This is a genomic window from Pleurocapsa minor HA4230-MV1 (genome assembly GCA_019359095.1).
In the GTDB taxonomy this organism is placed as follows: Bacteria; Cyanobacteriota; Cyanobacteriia; order Cyanobacteriales; family Xenococcaceae; genus Waterburya; species Waterburya minor.
Map to the genome: position 1 here is coordinate 127654 of JAHHHZ010000029.1, position 22248 is coordinate 149901.

Below are 22248 nucleotides of genomic sequence, written 5' to 3' on the forward strand. Positions count from 1 at the left end.
GACCCTAACTCTCTGTCATAATAATAGCACGTGATATCGCGTATACTCGTTGTTTATGGAAAACACAGACCAGAAAAAAGATTATTTATTCCAGGGGAAAGGATTAGGGGTAACCCATAAGCAAACGCCAGTCAGCGTCAAACTTCCTCCTGAAATTGATGCTATTGTTCGTTCTTTACCGAATCGCAGTGAATATATTAGAAAAGCGATCGCTGAGAAGCTAGAAAAAGATGGACTTATTTCTGTGTAAATTAAACTTTCAGTCTCTACAGTTTTATTGGAAGTCAAAATAAATACACACCTCCATACAGATAACCTTTATTGCTGAGCAAAAATATCTCGGTTTTCAATGAATAAAGAACAATTAAAAACCTATCGTTCTCAAATTCTCACTCTTGCTGAACGTTACTATGCTCCCAATATCAGGGTGTTTGGTTCTACGGTAAGGGAAGATAATACACATGAAAGCGATGTGGATTTTCTGATTGATGTCTCGCCAGAACAATCACTCCTTGATTTAATTGCCTTTACCCGTGGGCTAAAAGAGCTTCTTGGTTGTGAAGTTGACGTTGCTCAAAGCACTGTACTTCATTCGGTAATACGAGATGAAGTGTTGCGTGAGGCTATCTCTTTAGACAGCTTGTAAAGGAAGAGTAAGAATGTCACAAAAAAGAAATCCTTTACTCTTCTGTGTAGACAATGATTTATAATAGTTTAAACCTAACTCACTTAGGTTTAAACTATTATAAATGCCTGAAGTTTTAAGAGTAGACGGATATATCGTAAAGATCTGGTTTAACGATCATCCACCAAATCACGTACACGTTTTTAAAGATAACGGAGAATGTGTAATCGAATTGAACAATCAAGGTGGTGTCCCCGTTCTTCTCAAATTTCAAGGTATGAATCGAAAAGAAGTTTCTAAAGCTTTGAAAATAGTTAACCAATATCAGTCAAAATTACTGCAAAAGTGGCAGTCTATTCATGGAGATTTAGAATGATGACAACACCAATTACACAGCAGGAAATTGACAAGCAGATAGATGCTGCAATGGCTCATTCGGCAGAGCATAGTATATCTGAACCCTCTGCTTGTGAAGTACATTATAATAAGCAGTCAAGAAAAATCATCATTCATTTTGATAATGACTGTACATTTGAATGCCCAGTTTCCTTGCTTCAAGGAGTATGCAACCTGACAGACGATGAGATAGCCCAGGTTGAGCTTACACCCGCAGGATGGGGTATAACGTGGTCAAATGCCGATCTTGACTTTGGGGTAAATGAGTTAGTACAAGGAGTATTTGGTACAAAAGCTTGGATGAAAGAAATTGCAGCAAAAGGTGGTCGTTCCAAATCAGAAAAAAAACAAGCTGCTTCAAGGATTAATGGAAAAAAAGGTGGCAGGCCAAGTAAGCTTAAAAAACTAATAAACTGATTACTAAGATATTTTAACCTCCACCGAGTAGGACTTCATCTGGTAGCTTAAAGGGACTCGAATCTGGACTAGAAGCAGGTTTGGCAAACCAAGCATTATTCCGCATTGCCTGAATTGACTCGGATGCCCGTACTGAAGCTTTGTTAATCTGCATGACTTTGGTTAATAAATACTCAAAGTCGATCGTGGGAATTGACGATAAACTTGCTCTATCCACTTCGTCTAAGGCGCAATACCAGTCCACCAGACAGGTTTGAACCACGTCCGCTATTTCAACGGGGGTACATTCAGTAGATTCGTCGATTAATTCATTCCATTGCTCCATATCCCAAGGGGTATCGCTAACTGATTCGGGATTAGAACTTGAGAATTGATTGGGAAAACATTTGGCTAAATAAATGTTAAAGATGTCATAGATTGCACCTCGATTGGGCAGGTCAAGCATCCAAATTCCTCCGTCATCAAAACGACGGACTAGCTCGGCGGGTAATAGTTCGATGCGATTAACGGTGGCGATGGTGATTACGGATGAGGTGTGTTCCTGCATCCAGGTAAGGAATTTTTGCACAATACGGCGGGCTGCACCACCCGATTCCCAATTACCCAAACCTTTATCCCAGTCATCGAGGAAGAGGATCACCTTACCCATACTCTGGGCTAGTTCAAGGAGTAAAGAGACGATGCGATCGGGGTTGTCTGAACCAAGAATGTCACCAAAACTCATACCCATAAGGGTATAACCAAGGGCTTTGGCGGTCATCTTGGCAGTCAAACTTTTACCCGTTCCTGGTGGTCCCAAAAACAACATGGCTTTGGGAGGCTTAAGTCCATATCGATTGGCATTTGGTTCGTTTAGTTTGATTAATTTCTCAAATAGAAACTTGTTGAGCAAATCGTTTCCGCCAATACGAGGAATTTCTATCTTGCTAAAGTACTCTAGCTTGAGTTGGCTATTGTTGAGAATTTTTTCTTTAAGACTTAAAAACTTCTCTGCCAATGGTTCTAAGGGTATGGGAATAATTGATTCTGTTTGATACGTAGATTGAGCTAACTCGTAGTAGATATCGCCCCAAGATAGCCCTTGACAGGCAGAGATAAGCTTTACTGGTGGTTTTTGTTTTATTTCTGCTTCTAATGTTTGGGCGATTTCTTGACTATTGGGTAAACCTAATTGGATTTGATTGAGCTTAAGACGAAGCTTGGGACTAAGCTGTATCCATTCCCCTAATAAAATGATGCTAATTTCAGGCTGGTGTACTAGACGATTGGCACAGTTATAAATTTGTGATTCTCGAATAGACTTATCTTCGAGAGAGAGGAGATCGAAGTCTAAAAGATTATCAAAAATGTACAATCCTGCTGACAGCTTCTTTTCTTGAATTAATAGCAAAGGATTGTCACAAGTTTCAGGGCTAGTAGTTGAACTATATCTGAGGTGATGGGTTTCTAGACTTAACTTAACTAGGTTGCGATAACCATTATTCCAATAAAAAACTGGTTTATCACTATGGCGATCGCCATAAATAACAAGCAGTTGCTTTAAGGCTAGTTCATAGTCACTTGGATAAAGCTGAATAGTTGTAATCGGCGAACTTTGGTTAAAATCAAACTGTTCCAACATAGTTTAGATATTAGGTCTATATGGGCTTATATTGCCCAATTTGTGCGGATTCTTAGCTACTTGCTTAGTTTTTTTCTAAAGATTTGATCGATTGAGAAAGATAGCCCTATCGGGCTTGGGTAGGTGAATGAATTAGAGAGTCCTCTAATTTAGTTCGACTAACGTTTAGTTCAATTGAAAAAAAACATCTAAGGAGTACTTTTTATGAATTATGTACAGCCTCAAGGCGCACCTGCACCTATGCCTCAGCAGATGCAACAACCCCAGCAAAATTATGCAGCTCAACAGGCTTATGTACCCCAGCAGGTTCAACAGCCTCAACAAGTTCAGCAGTCTCAAGCTGGCATAAATTTCTACGGCGCAGACTTGAATCCTCAAGACGCCCAAGTCATCAATCAGATGTATGGCAATGCTTGTCAAACATTAGGCTTACAGTTAAGTGACCAAGCCACCATCGCTAAAAGCTTGTTCTTTGGCGCACGGGATCTGTTTAAGACAATATATGTTAATCAAATCTCTTCTCAAAGAGGAGAAAGTCCCAAGACTCCTGATTACGAACAGGCTCAAACCAGTTTCGAGCAGACCTTTGGCTCTGTCGGAAAACTTAAGGTTAGTGAATTGCAACTGTGTTGTGTAATGAAGGCTATTGCACCGAGCCTATTGCCTGATTTGGTTAATGGTTCAGAACCCCATGCTCCGATCAAAGAATATATCTTAGAGCATAACTGGATGTCTCAAAATGTGAGACAAAACAGTGGTGGCGTTAGCCGTAGTAACGGGAATGGCAATGGTAGTACCTATGCCAACCCTTTTGACGGCGGAGCGCAATCTAAAGCGGCAGCAGCAGCGGGATTTGTACCTCAGCAACAGCCTGTAGGATTCGTACCTCAACAGGTCACTTCCTATGCCCAACCCCAACAAACAGCACAAGCTGTAATGGGGGCAATGCCAACATACGGAGGTTAATTAACACACAGAGAGAAGGACTAGATAGATTCTTCAGTCTATGTAGTCCTTCTCATACCCCTGGTCCAAGAATGATCCAGCTTTCTCGATTGGCTGGCAAAAAAGGAATCGGACCAATAAAGTAGGGCGTACAGCCAAGATCGGGAACGCCACGATAACAGAACCGAAAGAAAATAGCTGTTTCGGCTGTATCCGTGGTTTCATCAACGCCCCAAAGAGCAACTTTAAAAGCAGGACCAAAAGGATTACGACCAGTTGGTTCTTTACCACAGTTTAATTCACCTAATACTCCTTCTCCTCCATCTACACCCCAAGGTGCATCGGGACAGATATTGGCATTAACGGGGTCTTTCCCTAGCATCCATCTACGACCTTCAGAGATCCAGCGTCTGTCTCGACCAGAATTTTCAAGATCGTCAAGTTCGATGTGGGCGCATTCTCGGTCACAAGGGACGGCATAGCCAGCTATGTTACTACCTGATACGCTTTGACCTGGTTTTATTGCCCCATGAGCATCACTCCAAATAAAGTCTACGCGGGAGATAAAGGCTAAAGTCGTAGCAATAGGGTTAGGAAAATTGTCAAAGGAAATATCTGCTAAACCTTCAATATCACTTAAGTATTCGTCTTTCCAACCTTCGTATTCTTCAACAAAGCGATCGCCAATGCCTTCTACATCTCCCAAAGTGTATTCATTGAGGTCTAAATTTCCCATCTCAATTTCAGTGACATCTATTTGAGGTTTTTTTGTATCGGTGGTTTCGATCCCAGATAGCAAAGCAGGGTTAGAAGATTTTTTAGGCAGCTGTTTAACTGCTTTAGTGAGACTGATTTCGCTAGATTGATTTTCTTTTCCTGCAACTAGAACTTGGGCAGGATATTCAAGTAGGGTTGAACTTTGGTAACCGTATATATATGAAACTAGATCCGCCAAAGGAGGTATGGTTTTGATGGGATCGTCTAGTAGTTGAGGGTTGGCTCTAAGAAAACTACCGACGGTCTGATTGTCGATCAGTCCAATTTGCTCCAGGGTTACAGAATTGGGATCTCGACCAGATTTTGCCATTATCTGAGATAGGGTCAGTTTACCCACTCCGAAGCTTTCTTCTAAGTCTCCTAGCTTAAGAATATCAGTAACTAAATCTCCAGAGCGCCACTGACGACCTAAAGCGTAACCAACATAAGAGTCATATTCATTAGAAATATAACCAGACTCACTAAAGCTGCCTAAGTGACGAAAGGTGATTGAACTAAAGTCAGGTGCTTTTAGAACCCCGTTGGACTGCCCTCCTTCATCTACCATGTCATAGGTAACAGTTGGAATTGTCATGTTTGAAGTATCGTAAGTCGCAGCATTCGCCTTGTTTGTGGTAGTGTTTATGATTAAAGCTATCCCATTACCAACGCATATTCCCGCGCCAATCCATAATATTTTGTGTAAAAGATTCATTGTTTTTATAATTAAAATTTATTAAATAGAGCTTTTTTTATTTGGCTGATGATTACTTATCTCTGCTCGGCAGGTAGCATCCACAACACGCACCATCCTCGATTGACTGCTTTTCCCTCTAGCTTGAGGGTTATATTTAAATTGGCAGCTTCTTGTTCACAGATTCGAGTCTTACCTTGTTTGCTGAGGCCGCTGGTATTCCACTTAGTCAGGTTTTGGGCTAGTTTGCCTTCATCAGATTTAGCCCAATGAAGTAGGGCAGTGTCGGCATTACTTAGACCCGAGTTACTATAACGATAATCAACATAGCTGCGACCAAACCAGCCGCCAATTCCAGCTAAGATCATGGGGATAAAAATGTAGATGCCAAGACGACTCATAGTTTTCCAGTCACTTACTGCTTTAGTATGGGCAGCGTGTTTTACCAAGTTGCTCACAGAAGAGGCTACTTTGGTTTGAACGAGATTGAGGCTGGCTTCTTCTACAGTTTTAAGATTATTGGTTAAGCTGTTGTGCTGATTGATTAAGTCTCGGGCATAGGTGCGAAAACTGGTATCAATCCTCTGTTGGTTGGCTTCAATTTGTTGATTAAACTGAGCGCTAAAACCACTGATTAATAGATTGAGAATTTCCTCCTGTTTGTTAACAGAATTTTCAATAGTTTTGAACTCTAAAAGAAATGCCCAAAGAGGGTCATTTTTATCCAGCTGTTGCTCTTCCTTAAATTTGAGTAAGGACATCACCTCTTGCTTATCAGTGATTTGAGCTAATTGCTCAACTATGGATAATGAAGCAGTCGGTATGGGTGCAGACACGGGAATAGGTGTAGGGGGAGCAGGCATGGATGGAGGTGGAGATGGAAGCTTATTACTGTCCATGACTTAGGCTGCATCAGCTTGAGATGGGGTATAGTTAGCAAAAGAAAATATTTGCACAAATTTGGCAGACTGCTGATTCAAATAAGTTTGCAAGCGATTTTTGGAAAGTTTGCTAGTTTCAGAAGCGTTAATGTAGGCTTCGTAGGACTTTCCTAGAGTAAAAGTGTTGTCTCGCTCTCCTCTAGGCATGACGCTTAGTTCAAAAGAGGGTAGTTTTTTGAGTATTTTAGCGATGTCTCCAGTGGGTTCTTCTTTCCATTGGTGGTCGATACCTTGGTTTTTGACTAGGACTGTGTTGAAGACGGGGTAGTCTGTAACCAATGTTTTTAATAGCTGAAGACTGATGTTATCTCCATTAGATAAGTACCAGAAATAGATTTGAATATTGTTCTCAATTAAAAATTCGGTTTGATCTAGACCATTTTGCTTGAGCCAGAATATCAATTCTCTGTGTCTATCAGAAGGCATATTGACAATGACATCCTGTTTTAAAGCTGCTTCATAAATGCGGTCAACTTTAATCGCCTCAGTACTGTAATTGACCATAATTTCATTACAGGCATCAAAAGTGACATCAGTTATACCTGGATAAATAGCAGCAACATCGCTTTTGTGAGGGTCGGTGTCAAATAGGGTAAAAGGTCTATTGTTACAGTTGTACATATAGCCCATGAGAATACTAAAAAAACTTTTGCCAATATTGCCGCGATTACCAGTTACGAAGTGAATTGTGTTCATGATTTTGATTCAGGTTATTTGAATAAAGGTATTTAATGAAAGCTAAAAAGCTTATGCTTCTTGTAACTCAGACTCAGATGAGTTAAAACTTAAGCCAATGCTAGTAGCCAAGGCGATCGCTTCTTGCTTGGTTTGCAAGTTTAGTTTTTGAACAATGTTTTTTAAGCGGTAACCAATGTTTAAAGCGCTGTAGTTTATTTGTTCGCCAATGCTTGAGTAGTTATGACCCTGAGCTGCTAAAGCTAGGATTTTTCTGTCAATGGGTGCTAAACTTTCTACGGCTTGACGTTGTTCTAGTTTTGATTGGAATACACAATTGTTGAGTTTTTTCTTAGCTTGAGGACAGATGAAAACACCACCGATTAAGGCACAGCTGATAACTAAGATCAGGTTTTGGGGGTCGTTATGCTCCAAGCTAATGTAGGAACTATTGCAGTTAAGAGCCAGCAATAAGGAATTTTGCTGAGTAGGGCGATCGCAAAGGATTAACCTTGCTTGGTCTAATTGAGTTAGTTGACCGCATTTAATAGTGTCTAATAACTGACCTTCGACTATAATGACGAAAGCTAACCCTAGCTTTTGCAAAAAATTAGCTGATTCTAAACATTGAAAATAGTTGTTGACTAGGCGAACTTCATAGTTACTAGTACTAGTTAAGAAAGCTTGTAGACCTTGGGCAATAATTTTGTCTTGATGCAGTAAAAGTAAGATTTTAGACATTACCAATTAAGGTTATTTGTGTGCGGTTTGTATTGTAATTACATTGTGTACTGTAGTATGGGCAATGGCTACAGGGGGCTTGACTTGAAAAGGGGATGGTTTGCAATTACTTCACATCTTTGGCAAAGTTTTACCGCAACTTAACTTGCTCGGGCATTTTCTATCTTATTCGAGTGTTTTTAAGCTCAATTTAATTACGTCTGACGACGTTATAAAACTGCAATTTAACGATGAATTTAATAAATTATGCTTTTAAATCTTCCAGAGTTAGAAACGGGAGAAGAGTTAGACCAATTAAGCGCGCTCTTGGCAACAGAAGAACAGTCTGGTTCTAGTCAAGACCTGGAAATTGACAACCAAATTACCCAAATAATTTTAAGAAGAGAAGGAGAAGACCGAAATCAGTTACGGTAAAAGAGTTGACCGCTTTATCAACTACATTCAATTTCTCAATCAGATAAATTATTTGGACTCGGAAATCGCTAGACTACAAACCCTCAAAAAATCGAGAACCAACTTGGCAAAAAGACTAATCGCGATGGTTCTGTTCCGACTAGAAATAAGTGGAGTCAAGAAAGTAGAGACTGACACCCATAAAATAAGCGTTGTGGCTAAAGGAGGTAAACAGCCGATTGAAATTGACTATGACGAAGTTCACGATCTCGATCTGATTCCTGAAGAGTTTATAGAAACTAAAGTTGTCAAGAAGGTGAATAAAGAAGCGATCGCCAATTATTTAAAGGCAAATAATTCCTTGTCGTGGGCAAGGTTAGTAGAGCGAGGTAATAGGCTGAGTATTAAGTGATAGGTGTTAATTATTAAGCTTGAAAATAAGATGAAAGCGTTGCCGTCTGTAGCTCTTAGCTTTATGTCTATATTCAGCGATGTCTGGTATCTGAAAACGGCTTAAATTACTCGAATCTGTATGCTATAGACTTCGATCTTATCAGGATCGATACAAATTTTAGTGAATACACATATAAAATCGATAGTAATAATAAGAGACTGTTTGTAAAAAGAAAATAAAGAAGACTATTCAAAGGTAGATTAAGTTGTAAAAGATAAAGAAAAAAAGTTTAGAACTACCCTAAAAAGAAAAAACCGTCCGCAGAGTACCAGAAAAAATTGTGCCGTTGTTGTCCTGATTAGCTGAATTAGTAACTGCCTGTACTAGGGGCGTGATGCGGATATGATCAGTAATTGGCAAGTTGTAAAATGCTTCTATATTAGTCTGAGTGGCGTTACCAAGTTCCCCAGCAATAAAAGGCTGACCGATGGCAATACCGCTGATTGCACCAAGCATAAATAAATCGGGAAAGGCGATTCCCGCCATCCAGTAACTAGGGTTGATATTTCCAAAGTCTGTGTTGTTATAGCTGCCGTAACCGTAGCGTCCAAATACAGCAATTCGCTCTGAAATATCTAGCTCAAAGTTTGCTCCAAAAACATCAAACCGTTCGCCTAATATATCCCCAGCAGTATACTGAAAACGCATAGTAAAAGTTTCCACTGGAGTAAATTCTAATTCAACTGCACCTTGATAGGGATCGCCAAATAATCCCCCCTCGCTCTCTCCATCAGGATAAAGAATATACCCGATAGGAAAAATACCTGGAGTGAAAGACGAATCATCTGAATTAGGTTCTTTCGCTGATGCAGCTACATAGGCAGCTTTTACTTTAATACTTTTAACTGGATTCCACTCAACCGCAGCCCCCGTACCCAAACCTTGAACGGGGAAAAGAAGGTAATTTTGCACTAATGCCAAGGTAGAAAAGTTTAAAAAGCTAGGATTTATATAACTATTGGTATCTATGTAATCAGTTAGGGCAAGAGTCGAACCAAAGGTTAAATTGAGCTTATCAGACGGAGAAAAAGTATAGTAAAGACGAGAAATGCCAAACTCTTCTACTGGTGGTTTTGCCGAGTAATCTAAAACACTGCCAAATGTAGGCTCTAATAATCCTCCTGTATTATCATCAATTCCATTACTACCAATTTCTAGCCAAGTTACCAATGAATCAGTACCGTCAAAACTGGTATTGAGAGCCAAAGTAGTTCGATAAATTAAGGTTGCGTTAGGGTCTTCAGTGGTAATCTCTTCACTAGTTACGTCAATAATGCGATCGCCTTCAAATCCTCCTCCTGTTGCTGCTAAGATAACTCTGGTGTTTAGTTTGGTAGTTGTAGAGAACTGATTGGCTTCTAAAAAATTCGTCCGATTTTCTAACTCATTAACACGGCTTTTAACAGTAGCCAACTCGGTTTCAAATTCCCGTCTTAATCTTTTTAGGGTTGCTAAATCATTACTAGATACTGATATTTTCTCTTGTATTATTAATTTTTCAACTTGCTGAAGCACCTTATTTAATGCAGCTGCAAATTCATAACGAGTCATTGGGCGAGTGCCTTTAAAGGTAGCGTCTGGGTAGCCTGTTATTATTCCATAACGTTCAATCAAAAGCTGAATTGCTTGATATGCCCAGTCTGAAGAACTAACATCTTTTAGTTTGGATACCGAAGGATATGAAGTTTCAGAGGCGATAATGGCAAATCGAATAGGTAAAATTTCCGCAGCATTAAAATTATTGCTCGATGTTGCTAAATTAGGTCTTACTAATGTTTGAGCATTCACAGCAGGTATGTCACCGATAGTTAAAATTGATAGACAAATGTAGCTTAAAAATTTTCTATTTTGAGACATGAAACTCCATACACGACTAAAAGCCGCGCAGCTATATTGATTGTGCTTGAGTTATAAAAGCGTTCTAGCTAGAGCGCGAATGTTGCAATAAATTGCTGTATCGTCTGACGGGCTTTCGCTAGAGACTGCTGACGGGCTTCATCTCCCATCGCTAGATTCTCGGCATGTATAAAAGTAAGATCTGTAATGCCGATAAATTCAAAAATAGCCTGTAAGTATGGTTCTTGAAAATCAAGAGGATGATTAACGTAACTACCGCCTCTAGTTGTAATAACTAAGATTTTTTTCTGGTCTTTGACTAAACCTTCATAACCATTAGATGTTAAGGCAAAGGTGCGTCCTACCCTGACAATCTGATCGATGTAGGCTTTGAAGTTAGCAGGAATAGTGTAGTTATACATCGGGATACCAAACACACAGACTTTTGCAGCCAAAAATTCATCAATCAATTCGTTAGAAATCTCTATTGTTGTCTTCAATTCTGGTGTTAGCTGTTCGGCAGGACAAAAAGCTGCTGCAATCCACGATTCATCAATAAAGGGAATGGGATTGTGTCCTAAATCGCGATAAATAATTTTGTCTTCAGGATAAGTTTGTTGCCAGGTAAGATTAAATTCACTGGTTAAGGCGCGAGACAAAGAGCGATCGCCTCTAGGACTGGAATCAAGATGGAGAATATGTTTCACGTTGATAATTAAGAATCAGTAAAATATTGCTAATGGTTAAAATTGCCCCAAAACTAAATAAGGTATCGATCGTACCCAAATTTTCAGCTAGAAAGCCAATTAAAATTACGGGTAAACCATAGCCAAGATAAGCGCAGACAAAATAACCCGATGTCACCCTAGCTGATTGTGAACCGCTAATTTTTACTACTTGAGCTAATCCACCCAAGTATGTGAATCCGTAGCAAGCCGTTCCAGCGATCGCCACTCCTGCTATCACTAAAGCCAAAACATTGAGCCAAGCCCCGCAGGTAAAGGTAAGATAGCCAATAACGAGCAAAATAGAGCCTAGTTGTAGCGATCTTTTTGCTTCTAACTTACGAGCGAAGGATTGAATTAAGACACCAGAAATCACGAAAATAAACAACATTGCACCCGACCAATTAGTCAGACCGTATTGTTTTAACTGTTCTGGAAGAATGATGCCGACAATTCCTGCTAAAGACCAAGCTAGAGCGATCGCTATTCCCGCAGAGATTGTACCTTTGGGAAAGCTGGGTAAGCGAATTAATTTATCTTGAGAAGTAGGTTGTTCTGGTAGTTTAATACTCACACCAATACAGCCTAAAAGTAAGCAAAAGATCAACCAGTAACTAATTGGAACTAAAGAGTCTTGATACAATAGAACGGTATCAGTAAACAAAGCACCACTAGAAAAACCTAAAGCAGTTGTTAAACTGACTATCGCTGCAACCGAAGTAGATTTTTGGGGCATCAAAGCCGATAAATATGCCGTTCCTGTTCCCGTAATTAAACCAATCGCGATCCCTTGTAAGACACGAGTGACAAACAAGGCGTAAATATTGGGATAAGGGACTACTAAAAACGTCGCTAAGGTAGCTAAGAGCAAACTTGCTAAGATTGTCTTTTTACGTCCCAGGCGATCGCTGATTCCTCCGAGTAGAATTAAAGTTGGTAATAAACCTGCGATATAGGTAGCAAAAGCAACGGTGGAAACTCCACTGCCATAGCCTGCCAATTGGGCATAAGTTCCATAGAGAGGAACTTGTAAATTAGCGGAATGGGCTATTAGAAAAATCGCTGCGCTGACAATTAATGCGGATCTTTTCATCTGGTTTTTTTGAGGCAATATCCAGCTATCGTAAAAATAAAATTGGTTTTACTCAATAGCCACTTTTAGACATTTTTATAAGTCCACTTTTATTCAATATGGATTTTGTCATCACCCTCGATCGCGATTCCAACGTTCCTTTGTACGCTCAGGTTGCCGAAGAGATACGCCAAGCTATCTTGCAAGGAAGGCTTAAACAAGAGCAAAAACTGCCTTCTTCTCGTACCTTGGCTGAGTCACTAGAAATATCTCGCATTACTGTTACCCAAAGTTATGATCAGTTAACCAGTGAAGGATATTTAGAAACTCAACCAGGTTCTGGTACTTATGTCTGCTCTCAACTTCCCGATCATTGGTTAACAAACCAAGCAAAAGAGCGCTCGCCTCAGAACGATTCTCAACTTCTATCTTCTCTGTCTGATTATGGACGCAGTTTAATTAAAGCAGATAGTTCAGAAGCATTAGAACCAGTTGCCGAAATTAGCTTTCGCTATGGTAATCCTGCGACAGAAAAGTTTCCCGTTAAGATTTGGCGTAAATTGTTATCTCGTCATTGTCACTACCAGCCAGCAATATTTGACTACACTTACGATCCTGCGGGATATTTACCTCTAAGAAAAGCGATCGCCGATTATTTGGCTCGTTCTCGCGGTGTTTATTGCCAAGCAGAACAAGTTCTGATTATCAATGGTTCTCAGCAAGGATTGGACTTAATGACACGCTTATTCGTTCAGCCTGGAAATTGGGTTGCGGTGGAAGAACCTGGTTATATTAGCGTTCGTCAATGTTTTTTTGGACAAAAAGCCAAAATTCAGCCGATTTCTCTGGATAATAAAGGTTTGAAGCTAGATATTTTAAATAAATGCACTCAAAAATTTAAACTGCTTTACGTTACACCTTCCCATCAATTTCCGACAGGAGTGGTTTTATCTTTATCTCGAAGATTGGCTCTACTAGAATGGGCGCAGAAAACTGGTACGCTAATTTTAGAAGACGACTACGATAGCGAGTTTCGTTATGATCAAAGTCCAATTCCTGCACTACAGAGTTTAGATCGTAATGACTCAGTAGTTTATCTTGGTAGCTTCTCTAAAATTCTCTTTCCTTCTCTCCGAATTGGTTATCTAGTAGTTCCGCCTGCATTAGTACCTATTGTCTGTCAAGCAAGATGGTTATGCGATCGCTTTACCCCTTTGTTGGAACAATATGCTCTGACGGATTTTATTAAAGAAGGACATTTTGAAAGATATATTCGGAGGATACGTCGTTTTTATAATCAGCGTCGTCAAGTCTTAGTTAAAGCTATTAACGAATATTTAGGTGAACGAGCCACTATTTTAGGAGAAAATGCGGGAATTCATCTAATTGTGCAATTGCATACCCAACTTAGTGAGGAGAAGATTATTAAATCTGCAAATGAGGTTGGTGTTGGGATGATTAGTCTCAAACCTTATTATCTTCAGGCTACGACTACAAAAGAGTTTATCTTTGGCTATTCTAGTCTGACTGAGGCACAGCTCACAGAAGGTATTCGCAGATTGGCTAAGATACAGGAGTTATGGCAATGAGAGACTTTTGACCACTTTAAATCGTTTAAATCTGAAGGATAAGATTTACGGTTCATCTTTAACTTTCTCTGAGCTTACCGTTTTTCTTTTTATAATTAGATTTTGACTTCAATCGTCTTCTTTATTTTCTTTTTACAAACAGTCTCTAAAACCAAAATAATTACAAATATGCAAAGAATCAGTCGTAAAATTAGCAACGATCCAGTCCTGCTGTTCGACTGGATTATGTGTATTTTATTTGGACTACTAGCATTAGGAGGCATAGTTTTACTATTTCTCGTAACCCAGAGGCAGGTAGTGATGGGATCGAGTTTAGGACTGGCATTAATGTCTTTAATGTACTCCCCTCTAGTTCATAAAAATGCGTTAATTAGAATTATTTTAATTATTGTGACTATTGGTATAGCAGTTTATTAGGCTGCTGCTAATACCCGATTATCGCTCTTTTGGCTTGAAGATTGCGATGGGGATGAACTTTGCATGTCTTCTATCTCAAACTCGATTGCTACGATTAACTGGTGGAGATAATTGATATCTTTGACTGCTGTAGCAATAGTTTTTGCAGCTTCTTCAGGTTTACTAGATAGGACGACTCTGGGGTTACTTTTTTTTCCAGTTGTATTTTCAATTACCTCTTTGACCTGCTTTCTAATTTTGTCTCTTTCTTTTGGATCTTCAGGTAAAGGATCTGGCAAAATTTTAGTTAGTTCTTCTTTAACTTTCTGGCGGTTGTCAAGAATCTTTTTCTCCTCTGAAGAAGGATTTTCAGGGTTTTTGACCACCTGACCGATCTTGGCTGCGACATCTTTGGCTACCAAACCTGACTCAAGCAACCGATCTATTTCTGGTAAGGCTTCTGCTGCACGAGTAGCAGATCTATCGGTAGCTAATTGGCTATAACTAGGCTTTTTAGCCTTTTTACCTGATGGATTTGAGGGTTTATCGGCAGATATTTCAGCATCAACTTTATCTTCTTTTACTTGGGGTTTAAGGTCTGTTCTAGCACCTTGCTTCGCCTGATGCACGATAGTCCTAAACTTTCTTTGAGTCGATGGCGAAATTGATAGTAAAGCGTCTACCTCATGAATTTCCGTATTTAGTCCCCCTTGACCATAGGGGAGAGTGATTAGGTTGTGCAGTTTATCGGATATAGTGTCCCCAGGAATGGTTAGATATTCACATAAACCCTGGTCAATAATCTGGTTAATGACAGTTGCTAAGGAAGCACATTCGCTCTTCCCAGCTTTAATAGCTTGTTTTAGTTTAGTTTTAGCATCAATAGCCGTATTTTCTAGTGACATAATTCCAGTTAAAATCGATTGTTTAATATTTATGTTTAAGATAATTACTGAGCCATGTCTGCGACTATAGGATTTGGTTAGATTAAAGTCAGACTAAAGTACGATAACCGTTCTAGCTATTGTTGACTACAAAAAATGTTGGCTCGCCCGTTAGTAACTTTCGCCTCTCACTTTAGGCAGAAGAAAGTTAGCTTGCGCTATGGATGCAAAATAATGTAGGCAGTTCATCCAAAAAAATGCAGCCAATTGTTAAGCGCCTTAAATTCAGCGAAAAGACCAGGTATCAAATAATTGCTCTTAAAACCAAAACCAAAATTCCTACTTATGCAGCCATTTGTCGTTGGGGATTTTGTTACAGTCTAAGTCAAGATTCTATCCCTTCCCCCGTCAAACTGCTGTTTGATTCGGGTTTGGAAATTAGCTGGGAGACATTTATCGGGGATACGGGTGTTGCTATTCCAGCCGCACTCATACAGTTTTGTTATCAAAAAGGATTACCGTTAAATTCAGAGTCAATTAAACGCCAGTTTGAACTTCATTTAGCTAGAGGAATTGCTTATTTGGTAGGAATCAAACCGAGTGGAATTGAAGAATTTATCGAATTAACTTTAGGTAGTAATAAGGTATCACCAGAAAAGACCGCAAATTCTCCAGTCGAATCAATTACCACTAAAATAGCTGCGATAGATATTCCTAGACCAGAGCTAAAAACCTTGGCTCAAGCCAAACCCATAAAATTAGTCTGGCAAATAAATAGCTGCGACGAAGTACGTAAGGGGAAAAAAATAAGACACAATAAAAAATAATGCGTACTACCTGTTAAAGTGATGATTCTTCGATCGCACGCTCTTTGCAAATATAAATTGAAATTTTGGTTGTCTCATAGTTCTAGCTATAATAATAAAATTTATAGCTAGAATAAGTGAAATAGAGATACATACCATGCCTCGAAAAAAATGCGCCTATGGCTTCTCCTGTGCCGATATGCTGATGCAGCCTGGATTAGAGCCAGAAGACTGTCCTAATGCAGCAACCTGTGGCACGATTACCAGTTTATCCGAACGGGAACGAGCAGAACTGCAAATTGCGAGAATGCAAAACAATCGTCGGATTGTAGAAGCAGTCAGAATTACGCCCAATTGGGCAGCAATCAGATTACTAAATAGTCGTGGATGTCCACAAACTACTGAAACTATAGGTGTAGATGCGTCTCTAGCTAACTTGAGCAGTGCCATTGAAAGATGCCGAGCCGAACTAAACGAGTTATCAACTGGATACGTCGCGCCAATTGGGGTAGAAGCCCATCGATATCTGGTAAAACGACCAGGAGCTAACTATCAGTACAACAAGCTAACCAGTAAAGATCCTCTCTTTCCACCCCAGGTCAAAGACCAAAAAGTTAAAGTGCTGCATTTGTCTACTGACACAGACGATCGCAATATCACCGCTAGATGTGGCATCGAGCGTCGAAACCGAATCTTACAGCTTAAAACTCAGATTGAAGCTGCAACCAATCTTCTTGAAGTAGCCATAGAAAAGGTAACAGAAACTTCTATCGATGAAGTGGTTGCACGGCATACTCTTGAGTGAATAATTAATAATTAATAGTTCTGGCTATAATTAGTTTAATAAATAGCTAGAATTATGTGACAACCAAAATATTATCAATTTTTATAGCCTGTAGAGGAGTGATTTGCCAGTCTGTGAAATTTAATCAGGCTGCACTTTGTCGCACAAACTTTCTATTTTCGCTATCAAGGAGCTTGCGCTTGAGGAAACCAAACAATTAACCAACCCTTAGTATAATAAATGTTTAGTTCCCCTCAAAATCAACAAGCTTTACCTCAATATTTAGACCGCGAAAGGCGGTCAAGCGCATATGCGGAGCGGTATCCTTTAGGAGGCCCTGCCTTTTTAAGGCAGGGAACGCTTGACATTAAAATCCCAGAATATCAAGGCAATCTTCATCGCTCGCAAGAGCGTTTAATCCAAAGCCTACTTAAAATACCGAGTTATTGGAAACTCATACCCTGTATCAATAAAATACCTCTGGGTAAAAAATGGCAACAAAACTATTATTCTCCCCAATTTCTCTTCCGTTCCCTCTTAAGAGAGGGCAAAGTTTGGGTCAGTGGCAAGAAAGGATTGTATCAAGCAGTTCCCAATGGCTATAGTTTGCTTTGTGGATACCAAAAAAGCGATCGCTATCTGGTATCGATTGATTGTGATTCGAGTCAAGCTTTAAGTCAATTCAAAGGAATGAATTTTCCTACCACAGTCAGCTATAGTTCTGGAAGACCTGGGCGAGGGCAGTTTTTGTATTATGTAGATCGACCTATTAAAAGCTTTAAACTCGGTAATGGTTTAGAAGTTAGAGGTAAAAATTTACTTTCCACCTTGCCTCCATCAGTTCACCCGATTACGGGCGAATATCATTGGCTAGTTTCTCCAGACAAAATGAAAATTCCTACTGTTTCAAGTCTTTGGGTTGAGTATCTGCGACCTAAACTAAAGATTCAACCCCAAGAACCAAAAATACAGTCAAACAAGCATAAGACTGTAGAAGAGTTGGTCTGTGCTATAAATCCTCTCTATGCAGACATCTACGATGACTGGATTAGGGTCGGTATGGCTCTAAAGGATTGGGATGAGGGATTGCTTGGGGTATGGGAAGAGTGGAGTCGCAACTCAAGTAAATATAAGCCTGGAGAGTGTGCGTACCGCTGGTCAAGTTTTAACGGTACTGGGGTTACTTTTAGGACTATATATTATTACGCCAAGATTAGCTGAGTCAATACTGAAGATATTTTTTAGAGCGAGATTTAGGCGATCGCATATCCGTAACATACGTACAGAACCAATTAATCATATGATATTATATTATTAAAAGTTAATATTAATTGATAATATGCCGAAAAACATTAGCATCACAGTAAACGATATCAATCGCGAATTTCTCGATTCCCAAACTTCTAATCGTAGTGCTTACATTAATAAATTAATCGAACAGGAACGTAAGCGATATTTTACTGCGAGCATGGAAGCAGGTTACAAAGCTCAATCAATCGATCCTGATATACAAGAAGACGATCGATTGTGGGAAATCGCAGTAGGAGATGGTATTGAGGATTAGAAGAGGTGAAATTTGGTACGTTCGCTTAGACCCAGCCGAGGGAGATGAAACAAGAAAAACACGACCTTGCCTAGTTTTACAAAATGATATTGGTAATAAATTTGCCAATACAACTGTAGTAGTTCCCTTTTTAAGCTTGGGTAACTATCCATTTATTGTTAATATTTCGCCTACATCTCAGAACGGATTGGATCGAGACAGAGGACTTAACTTGAGTAAAATTAGGTCGGTTTCAATTGGCAGATTTAACAATCGAATTGGCATTATAGAAGACAGATACTGGACAGCAATAAAGAAAGCTCTTCTAGCCGAGTGCGGTTTTGTTCAATTGTAGCGAAACGGTCTTGGGGTGTCCCAAAGGGTATATCTTTAGATAAGCTTCGCGTCAGATTAATCATCGTAACCTTGATTCTCAATATATTTATTTCACTAGAACATCTATTGCCAATCGGCTAACGCCTCATTAGCTCATGATGAATAACTTGATTAATTATCATGACGATGAGCAAAGGCAAGAATAGAGCAAAGGCTAAAACCAAGATTCATAAGAATTTTGCCACAGTTACTAAAAAATTGTTAGAACTGATCGACCGAGGAGTAACTCCTTGGCATCAGCCTTGGTATAGTATTGGATACCAGAATTTGCTAAGTCAAAAGCCATATTCTGGAATTAATCCCCTCCTCTGCACAATAGACTGTATATACCACAGTCACTCTAGCCCCTACTATATTGGCAAGACTCAGTCCAATGATAAGGGTTGGACAATCAAGAAAGGCTCAAAAGCAAACTGGCTTAGATGGGGTGGTGGTATAACCGTTACCGAGCAAGTTAAAGACGATCGAGGACAAGTTCAAGAAAAAGAGAAATTCATTCGTGCTTTTAAGTGGTTGATGGTATTTAATATTGATTGTATTGATGATAGTGAATCAGAGATTAAGATTAAAGATTTTTTACCCCAACTAGCAGAAGTTGCAGATCCTGCTTTAGATGTGGAGATCCAAACTTTTGTTGACAGCTTGAAGGCAGACATAACTTATGCTGGAAATTTAGCCTATCACGAATATCGAACAGGAAAGATTTTTATGCCTCCCCGCCATCAATTCAAGTCAAGAGATGGTTTTTGGGCTACTTTGCTCCACGAATTAATTCATAGTACAGCAACTGAATTAGGACGACCAATCTGCGGAGACATGGCAGATCCTATTTATCACCAGGAGGAATTGATTGCAGATCTGGGTGCTTCTTTTCTGGGCAATCGCTTTGGTTTGGCTAGTACCGAACTAGAAAACCATGCCTCTTACCTTAAGCATTACTGGTCACTATTAAATCTAGATGCTCAGGCATTTTTCAATGCGGTCTATCAGGCTCAAAAAGCTGCTAATTACCTATTAGAGCTAGGGGGAATAGAAATAGATCTGGGCTAAGATAGCACCGAAAAGTAAGTAAATGAACTAGAGATAGTAAATTAAATATTTAGATCGCTATCTACACCATCAGGATGAACTGCACAGACTAAGTGGGGATTATGAGCATAAAGAGTACAGCGATCGCAGTTGGGAATCTTGGACATGACAACATTATTGAAACTATTTCTAGTTTGTCACTTAAAACAAATTTGTTATATATTACAAATGCGTAACATTTGTAAATATGACTTGGTATGTAAGATTTAGATAGCGATCGCGTAGCAAGCGCGTAGACATTGCTGTTTGTATCTCTATGCTTCCTCTCTTTTAGTAGCAGCTTCGTTTTTGGGTGCCTCCTTAGCCCGAGCTGCTGCCAAACCTTCTTCATTAATTGCTTCGGGAGAAACTGATTCAGAAGCTATATCCATCTGACCTTCAGCATTAGTATTGGGTTTGGCGGTAGAGCTTTTACCAGTAGCATTTTTCTTATCAGACATAATAATTCAAATCAAAAACGTAAATTTATTTACATTTTGACTGGGTGCAAAAAACAGTCGATCGTTCCAAAGAATGAATTCTTTACAACGCCAATTAAATCACTTGTTCGATGATACTTTGACTCCTGAAAACTGGGGCGATTTTGGCAATCTATCTAAAGTTCCTGCTGCTGAACTCACCGAAACTGATGATGCAGTACATCTCAAACTAGAACTTCCTGGCATGGAAGCTAAAGACCTAGACGTTCAAGTTATGGCTGACCGTGTAGCCCTAAAGGATTAGCTTCGCGTCCGATCGCTGGTGAACGCAGATCTGAAACCAAGACTGAAAAAGACGGTAGAACTCGCTCTGAATTTAGATACGGCAAATTCTCTAGAGTTATTCCTCTACCAGTACGGATTCAAAACACTAACGTTACCGCCGATTACAAAGACGGTATTCTTAATTTGACTCTACCCAAGTTTGAAGAAGAAAAAAATAAAGTAGTGAAAGTAAATCTTCTACAAGACGCTGAATAGTTTAGAAGAGATAATGAACGCAGTCAAATAAATATTAGTTACACCCAGTCACTATTTAAGTAACTGGGTTTTTTGTTGTAGGGCGATCGCGATTTATGAGGTATTCTTTCTAAAGATACTAATTGAACTATTCTTTTATGGTTAACGCTGGCTATACCATTCAACAATTAGCAAAGCGACGAAAAAAACAATCAGTCAAAAAGTTTGCTGCTGCTACAATCTTATTTATTGCTCCAGCGTTAGCATATTTGATGTCGGGTATCACGGGAATATCCATATTGATTAATATTGGCTGTTGGGTAAAGAGCATAGTTTATATCCGAAAAGGACAGAGACTTTTGCTAGCATCGCAAAAAGCCAATTTAGGAGCGGAAGCTGAAAAATCTGTTGCTTTAATTCTTTCAGAACTAGAACGTGAAGGTTGGCAAATTGAATACAATATTTCCCTCAGACATTGGGGAGATGCAGATGCCTTCATACGTTCTCCTAAAGGTAATTGCTTTGTAGTAAACACTAAAGGTAACGGCGGAACTATATTTTTCGACGGTACAAAATTGATGCTGCGCTACGGTCGAAAAGTGCATTCTTTCAGCAACAATAAAGACATTCTCAAAGCTGTAAAAGGTCAAGCAGCGACACTTAAAGAAATTTATCGAGTGCGTTTTGTTACTCCAATATTATGTTTTACCAACGCCAATTTAAATATTAAGACAATAGACAACAAGATTGAAAATGTATATGTTTTAACTCACCGCTCATTAATTCGTGCGCTAAGAAGATTAGATAAATAGCGATCGCCTCATGTATTAGTTTTGAGAATTGGGATAAGTTATGAAAAAAATTAAAGCGATCGCTTCAGGTAAAGTTCAAGGTGTAAGTTACAGAATATATACACGCGCTCAAGCCAGACAATTGGGTGTTAGTGGATATGTGCGGAATTTGAGGAATAGAGACGTGGAAATTGTGGCAGTTGGAGAAGTTGATGCTGTTGATGCTCTCATAGAATGGGCTAGGTCTGGTTCACCCGAAGCTGTAGTTAATAATCTGGAGGTAGAACTTATAGATAATGGTGAAGAATTCAAAGGCTTTGAAATTCGCTACTAGAAGAATGTGATATCCTGGCAGCCTTGGCAGTCAACTATTACAGAACGTGAGCGAACAACTAAATCTATTCAACATCAGACCAACTTACCGAGTAGAGCAACCGAAAGAGTTAATGAGCTTCGAGGCTCTACTGAAATGGAAATCTAGAATATTTGAGCATCAGCAACGCACGTTAAATACAGAACCACCGCAACAAACTAGCCTATTTGAACCGCCAAGAAGTCATTGTGACAGCGATTCTATTAATCCTTTTGAATTGAAGCTACATAACGCCCAGTTCTATAGAACCCATTTGAGATCTTAGGAAGAGGCTGCAAGCCTCTTAATCATCAATCTAATAAAACCCTAAAGGACTAGTCCTAAAGGATTAGCTCGCAAGCTCGCGTCCTTCGCGTCGCAGAGGTTGA

The 22248-nt window shown here is 39.4% G+C and carries 27 protein-coding genes and 1 pseudogene; 18 read left to right on the plus strand and 10 right to left on the minus strand.

The features are described from left to right. Positions 1 to 55: 55 nt before the first annotated feature. The 4 genes from KME09_21230 to KME09_21245 all read left to right on the plus strand — a co-directional run bounded on the left by KME09_21230 (position 56) and on the right by KME09_21245 (position 1438). On the plus strand, positions 56 to 250 hold the full coding sequence (locus tag KME09_21230) for a ribbon-helix-helix domain-containing protein (protein ID MBW4536462.1): 195 nt from the start codon (positions 56 to 58) through the stop codon (positions 248 to 250). A gap of 99 nt (positions 251 to 349) precedes the next feature. Further along, positions 350 to 646, plus strand: coding sequence for a nucleotidyltransferase domain-containing protein (locus KME09_21235; GenBank protein MBW4536463.1), 297 nt, complete (start codon positions 350 to 352; stop codon positions 644 to 646). Positions 647 to 749: 103 nt separating this feature from the next. Further along, positions 750 to 1001: a DUF4160 domain-containing protein gene (locus KME09_21240; protein MBW4536464.1), complete on the plus strand. Its 252-nt coding sequence runs from the start codon at positions 750 to 752 to the stop codon at positions 999 to 1001. Beyond that, the gene (locus KME09_21245; protein MBW4536465.1) at positions 998 to 1438 is read left to right on the plus strand and encodes a DUF2442 domain-containing protein; all 441 of its coding nucleotides are present in this window, start codon (positions 998 to 1000) and stop codon (positions 1436 to 1438) included. Before KME09_21240 ends, KME09_21245 begins: the two co-directional genes overlap by 4 nt. A gap of 13 nt (positions 1439 to 1451) precedes the next feature. Here the strand turns inward: KME09_21245 and KME09_21250 are convergent, their stop codons facing one another. Then, positions 1452 to 3059, minus strand: coding sequence for an AAA family ATPase (locus KME09_21250; protein MBW4536466.1), 1608 nt, complete (start codon positions 3057 to 3059; stop codon positions 1452 to 1454). A gap of 204 nt (positions 3060 to 3263) precedes the next feature. Between KME09_21250 and KME09_21255 the strand changes: the two genes are divergently transcribed. After that, positions 3264 to 4025 carry a hypothetical protein gene (locus KME09_21255; GenBank protein MBW4536467.1) on the plus strand — a complete coding sequence of 254 codons (762 nt, stop codon included), beginning with the start codon at positions 3264 to 3266 and terminating at the stop codon, positions 4023 to 4025. A 52-nt stretch (positions 4026 to 4077) separates the two neighbouring features. Here KME09_21255 and KME09_21260 read toward each other — a convergent pair whose 3' ends face one another. Genes KME09_21260 through KME09_21275 form a run of 4 tightly spaced genes read right to left on the minus strand, consistent with a single transcriptional unit; the run spans position 4078 to position 7811 of the window. Continuing rightward, on the minus strand, positions 4078 to 5475 hold the full coding sequence (locus tag KME09_21260; protein ID MBW4536468.1) for a hypothetical protein: 1398 nt from the start codon (positions 5473 to 5475) through the stop codon (positions 4078 to 4080). A gap of 56 nt (positions 5476 to 5531) precedes the next feature. Beyond that, the gene (locus KME09_21265; GenBank protein MBW4536469.1) at positions 5532 to 6353 is read right to left on the minus strand and encodes a hypothetical protein; all 822 of its coding nucleotides are present in this window, start codon (positions 6351 to 6353) and stop codon (positions 5532 to 5534) included. Positions 6354 to 6356: 3 nt separating this feature from the next. Continuing rightward, complete coding sequence (locus tag KME09_21270) at positions 6357 to 7091, minus strand: hypothetical protein (protein MBW4536470.1); 735 nt, start codon at positions 7089 to 7091, stop codon at positions 6357 to 6359. A 51-nt stretch (positions 7092 to 7142) separates the two neighbouring features. Then, positions 7143 to 7811, minus strand: coding sequence for a hypothetical protein (locus KME09_21275; GenBank protein ID MBW4536471.1), 669 nt, complete (start codon positions 7809 to 7811; stop codon positions 7143 to 7145). 246 nt (positions 7812 to 8057) lie between these two features. On the opposite strand from KME09_21275, the gene KME09_21280 reads away from it, so the two are divergent. Together KME09_21280 and KME09_21285 are read left to right on the plus strand one after the other, a co-directional pair. Beyond that, positions 8058 to 8225 (plus strand): hypothetical protein, encoded by a 168-nt coding sequence (locus KME09_21280; protein ID MBW4536472.1) that lies wholly within the window; start codon positions 8058 to 8060, stop codon positions 8223 to 8225. Then, complete coding sequence (locus KME09_21285) at positions 8212 to 8616, plus strand: siphovirus Gp157 family protein (GenBank protein MBW4536473.1); 405 nt, start codon at positions 8212 to 8214, stop codon at positions 8614 to 8616. The genes KME09_21280 and KME09_21285 overlap by 14 nt, the downstream gene beginning before the upstream one ends. Before the next feature lie 282 nt (positions 8617 to 8898). Here the strand turns inward: KME09_21285 and KME09_21290 are convergent, their stop codons facing one another. The 3 genes from KME09_21290 to KME09_21300 all read right to left on the minus strand — a co-directional run bounded on the left by KME09_21290 (position 8899) and on the right by KME09_21300 (position 12312). Further along, on the minus strand, positions 8899 to 10515 hold the full coding sequence (locus KME09_21290; protein MBW4536474.1) for an iron uptake porin: 1617 nt from the start codon (positions 10513 to 10515) through the stop codon (positions 8899 to 8901). 68 nt (positions 10516 to 10583) lie between these two features. After that, positions 10584 to 11201, minus strand: coding sequence for an FMN-dependent NADH-azoreductase (locus tag KME09_21295; GenBank protein MBW4536475.1), 618 nt, complete (start codon positions 11199 to 11201; stop codon positions 10584 to 10586). Further along, positions 11179 to 12312 carry an MFS transporter gene (locus tag KME09_21300; GenBank protein MBW4536476.1) on the minus strand — a complete coding sequence of 378 codons (1134 nt, stop codon included), beginning with the start codon at positions 12310 to 12312 and terminating at the stop codon, positions 11179 to 11181. The genes KME09_21295 and KME09_21300 overlap by 23 nt, the downstream gene beginning before the upstream one ends. A gap of 98 nt (positions 12313 to 12410) precedes the next feature. On the opposite strand from KME09_21300, the gene KME09_21305 reads away from it, so the two are divergent. Beyond that, a complete protein-coding gene (locus KME09_21305; GenBank protein ID MBW4536477.1) occupies positions 12411 to 13880 on the plus strand; it encodes a PLP-dependent aminotransferase family protein in 1470 nt (489 codons plus the stop codon). A 168-nt stretch (positions 13881 to 14048) separates the two neighbouring features. Next, entirely contained in the window at positions 14049 to 14297 is a 249-nt protein-coding gene (locus KME09_21310; protein MBW4536478.1) for a hypothetical protein, read from the plus strand. Here KME09_21310 and KME09_21315 read toward each other — a convergent pair. Further along, positions 14294 to 15181 (minus strand): hypothetical protein, encoded by an 888-nt coding sequence (locus tag KME09_21315; GenBank protein MBW4536479.1) that lies wholly within the window; start codon positions 15179 to 15181, stop codon positions 14294 to 14296. The genes KME09_21310 and KME09_21315 overlap by 4 nt on opposite strands. A gap of 203 nt (positions 15182 to 15384) precedes the next feature. Here KME09_21315 and dndE point away from each other — a divergent pair, with 203 nt between their 5' ends. The 6 genes from dndE to KME09_21345 all read left to right on the plus strand — a co-directional run bounded on the left by dndE (position 15385) and on the right by KME09_21345 (position 19739). Continuing rightward, positions 15385 to 15987: a DNA sulfur modification protein DndE gene (gene dndE, locus KME09_21320; GenBank protein MBW4536480.1), complete on the plus strand. Its 603-nt coding sequence runs from the start codon at positions 15385 to 15387 to the stop codon at positions 15985 to 15987. A gap of 136 nt (positions 15988 to 16123) precedes the next feature. Continuing rightward, entirely contained in the window at positions 16124 to 16771 is a 648-nt protein-coding gene (locus KME09_21325; protein ID MBW4536481.1) for a hypothetical protein, read from the plus strand. Positions 16772 to 16990: 219 nt separating this feature from the next. Then, positions 16991 to 17971: a PriCT-2 domain-containing protein gene (locus KME09_21330; GenBank protein ID MBW4536482.1), complete on the plus strand. Its 981-nt coding sequence runs from the start codon at positions 16991 to 16993 to the stop codon at positions 17969 to 17971. A 118-nt stretch (positions 17972 to 18089) separates the two neighbouring features. Beyond that, positions 18090 to 18314 carry a hypothetical protein gene (locus KME09_21335; GenBank protein ID MBW4536483.1) on the plus strand — a complete coding sequence of 75 codons (225 nt, stop codon included), beginning with the start codon at positions 18090 to 18092 and terminating at the stop codon, positions 18312 to 18314. Beyond that, positions 18298 to 18648: a type II toxin-antitoxin system PemK/MazF family toxin gene (locus KME09_21340; GenBank protein MBW4536484.1), complete on the plus strand. Its 351-nt coding sequence runs from the start codon at positions 18298 to 18300 to the stop codon at positions 18646 to 18648. The genes KME09_21335 and KME09_21340 overlap by 17 nt, the downstream gene beginning before the upstream one ends. Before the next feature lie 161 nt (positions 18649 to 18809). Further along, positions 18810 to 19739: a DUF1738 domain-containing protein gene (locus KME09_21345; GenBank protein ID MBW4536485.1), complete on the plus strand. Its 930-nt coding sequence runs from the start codon at positions 18810 to 18812 to the stop codon at positions 19737 to 19739. Positions 19740 to 20032: 293 nt separating this feature from the next. Here the strand turns inward: KME09_21345 and KME09_21350 are convergent, their stop codons facing one another. Then, positions 20033 to 20218 carry a hypothetical protein gene (locus KME09_21350; protein MBW4536486.1) on the minus strand — a complete coding sequence of 62 codons (186 nt, stop codon included), beginning with the start codon at positions 20216 to 20218 and terminating at the stop codon, positions 20033 to 20035. A 73-nt stretch (positions 20219 to 20291) separates the two neighbouring features. Here KME09_21350 and KME09_21355 point away from each other — a divergent pair. From KME09_21355 to KME09_21365, 3 genes and pseudogenes are all read left to right on the plus strand, one after another. After that, positions 20292 to 20737 (plus strand): annotated as a pseudogene (locus tag KME09_21355) (Hsp20/alpha crystallin family protein). Between the two features lie 137 nt (positions 20738 to 20874). After that, positions 20875 to 21528, plus strand: a complete 654-nt coding sequence (locus tag KME09_21360) for an NERD domain-containing protein (GenBank protein ID MBW4536487.1) — start codon at positions 20875 to 20877, stop codon at positions 21526 to 21528. 40 nt (positions 21529 to 21568) lie between these two features. Next, positions 21569 to 21841 (plus strand): acylphosphatase, encoded by a 273-nt coding sequence (locus KME09_21365; protein ID MBW4536488.1) that lies wholly within the window; start codon positions 21569 to 21571, stop codon positions 21839 to 21841. The last annotated feature ends 407 nt before the right edge of the window (positions 21842 to 22248 follow it).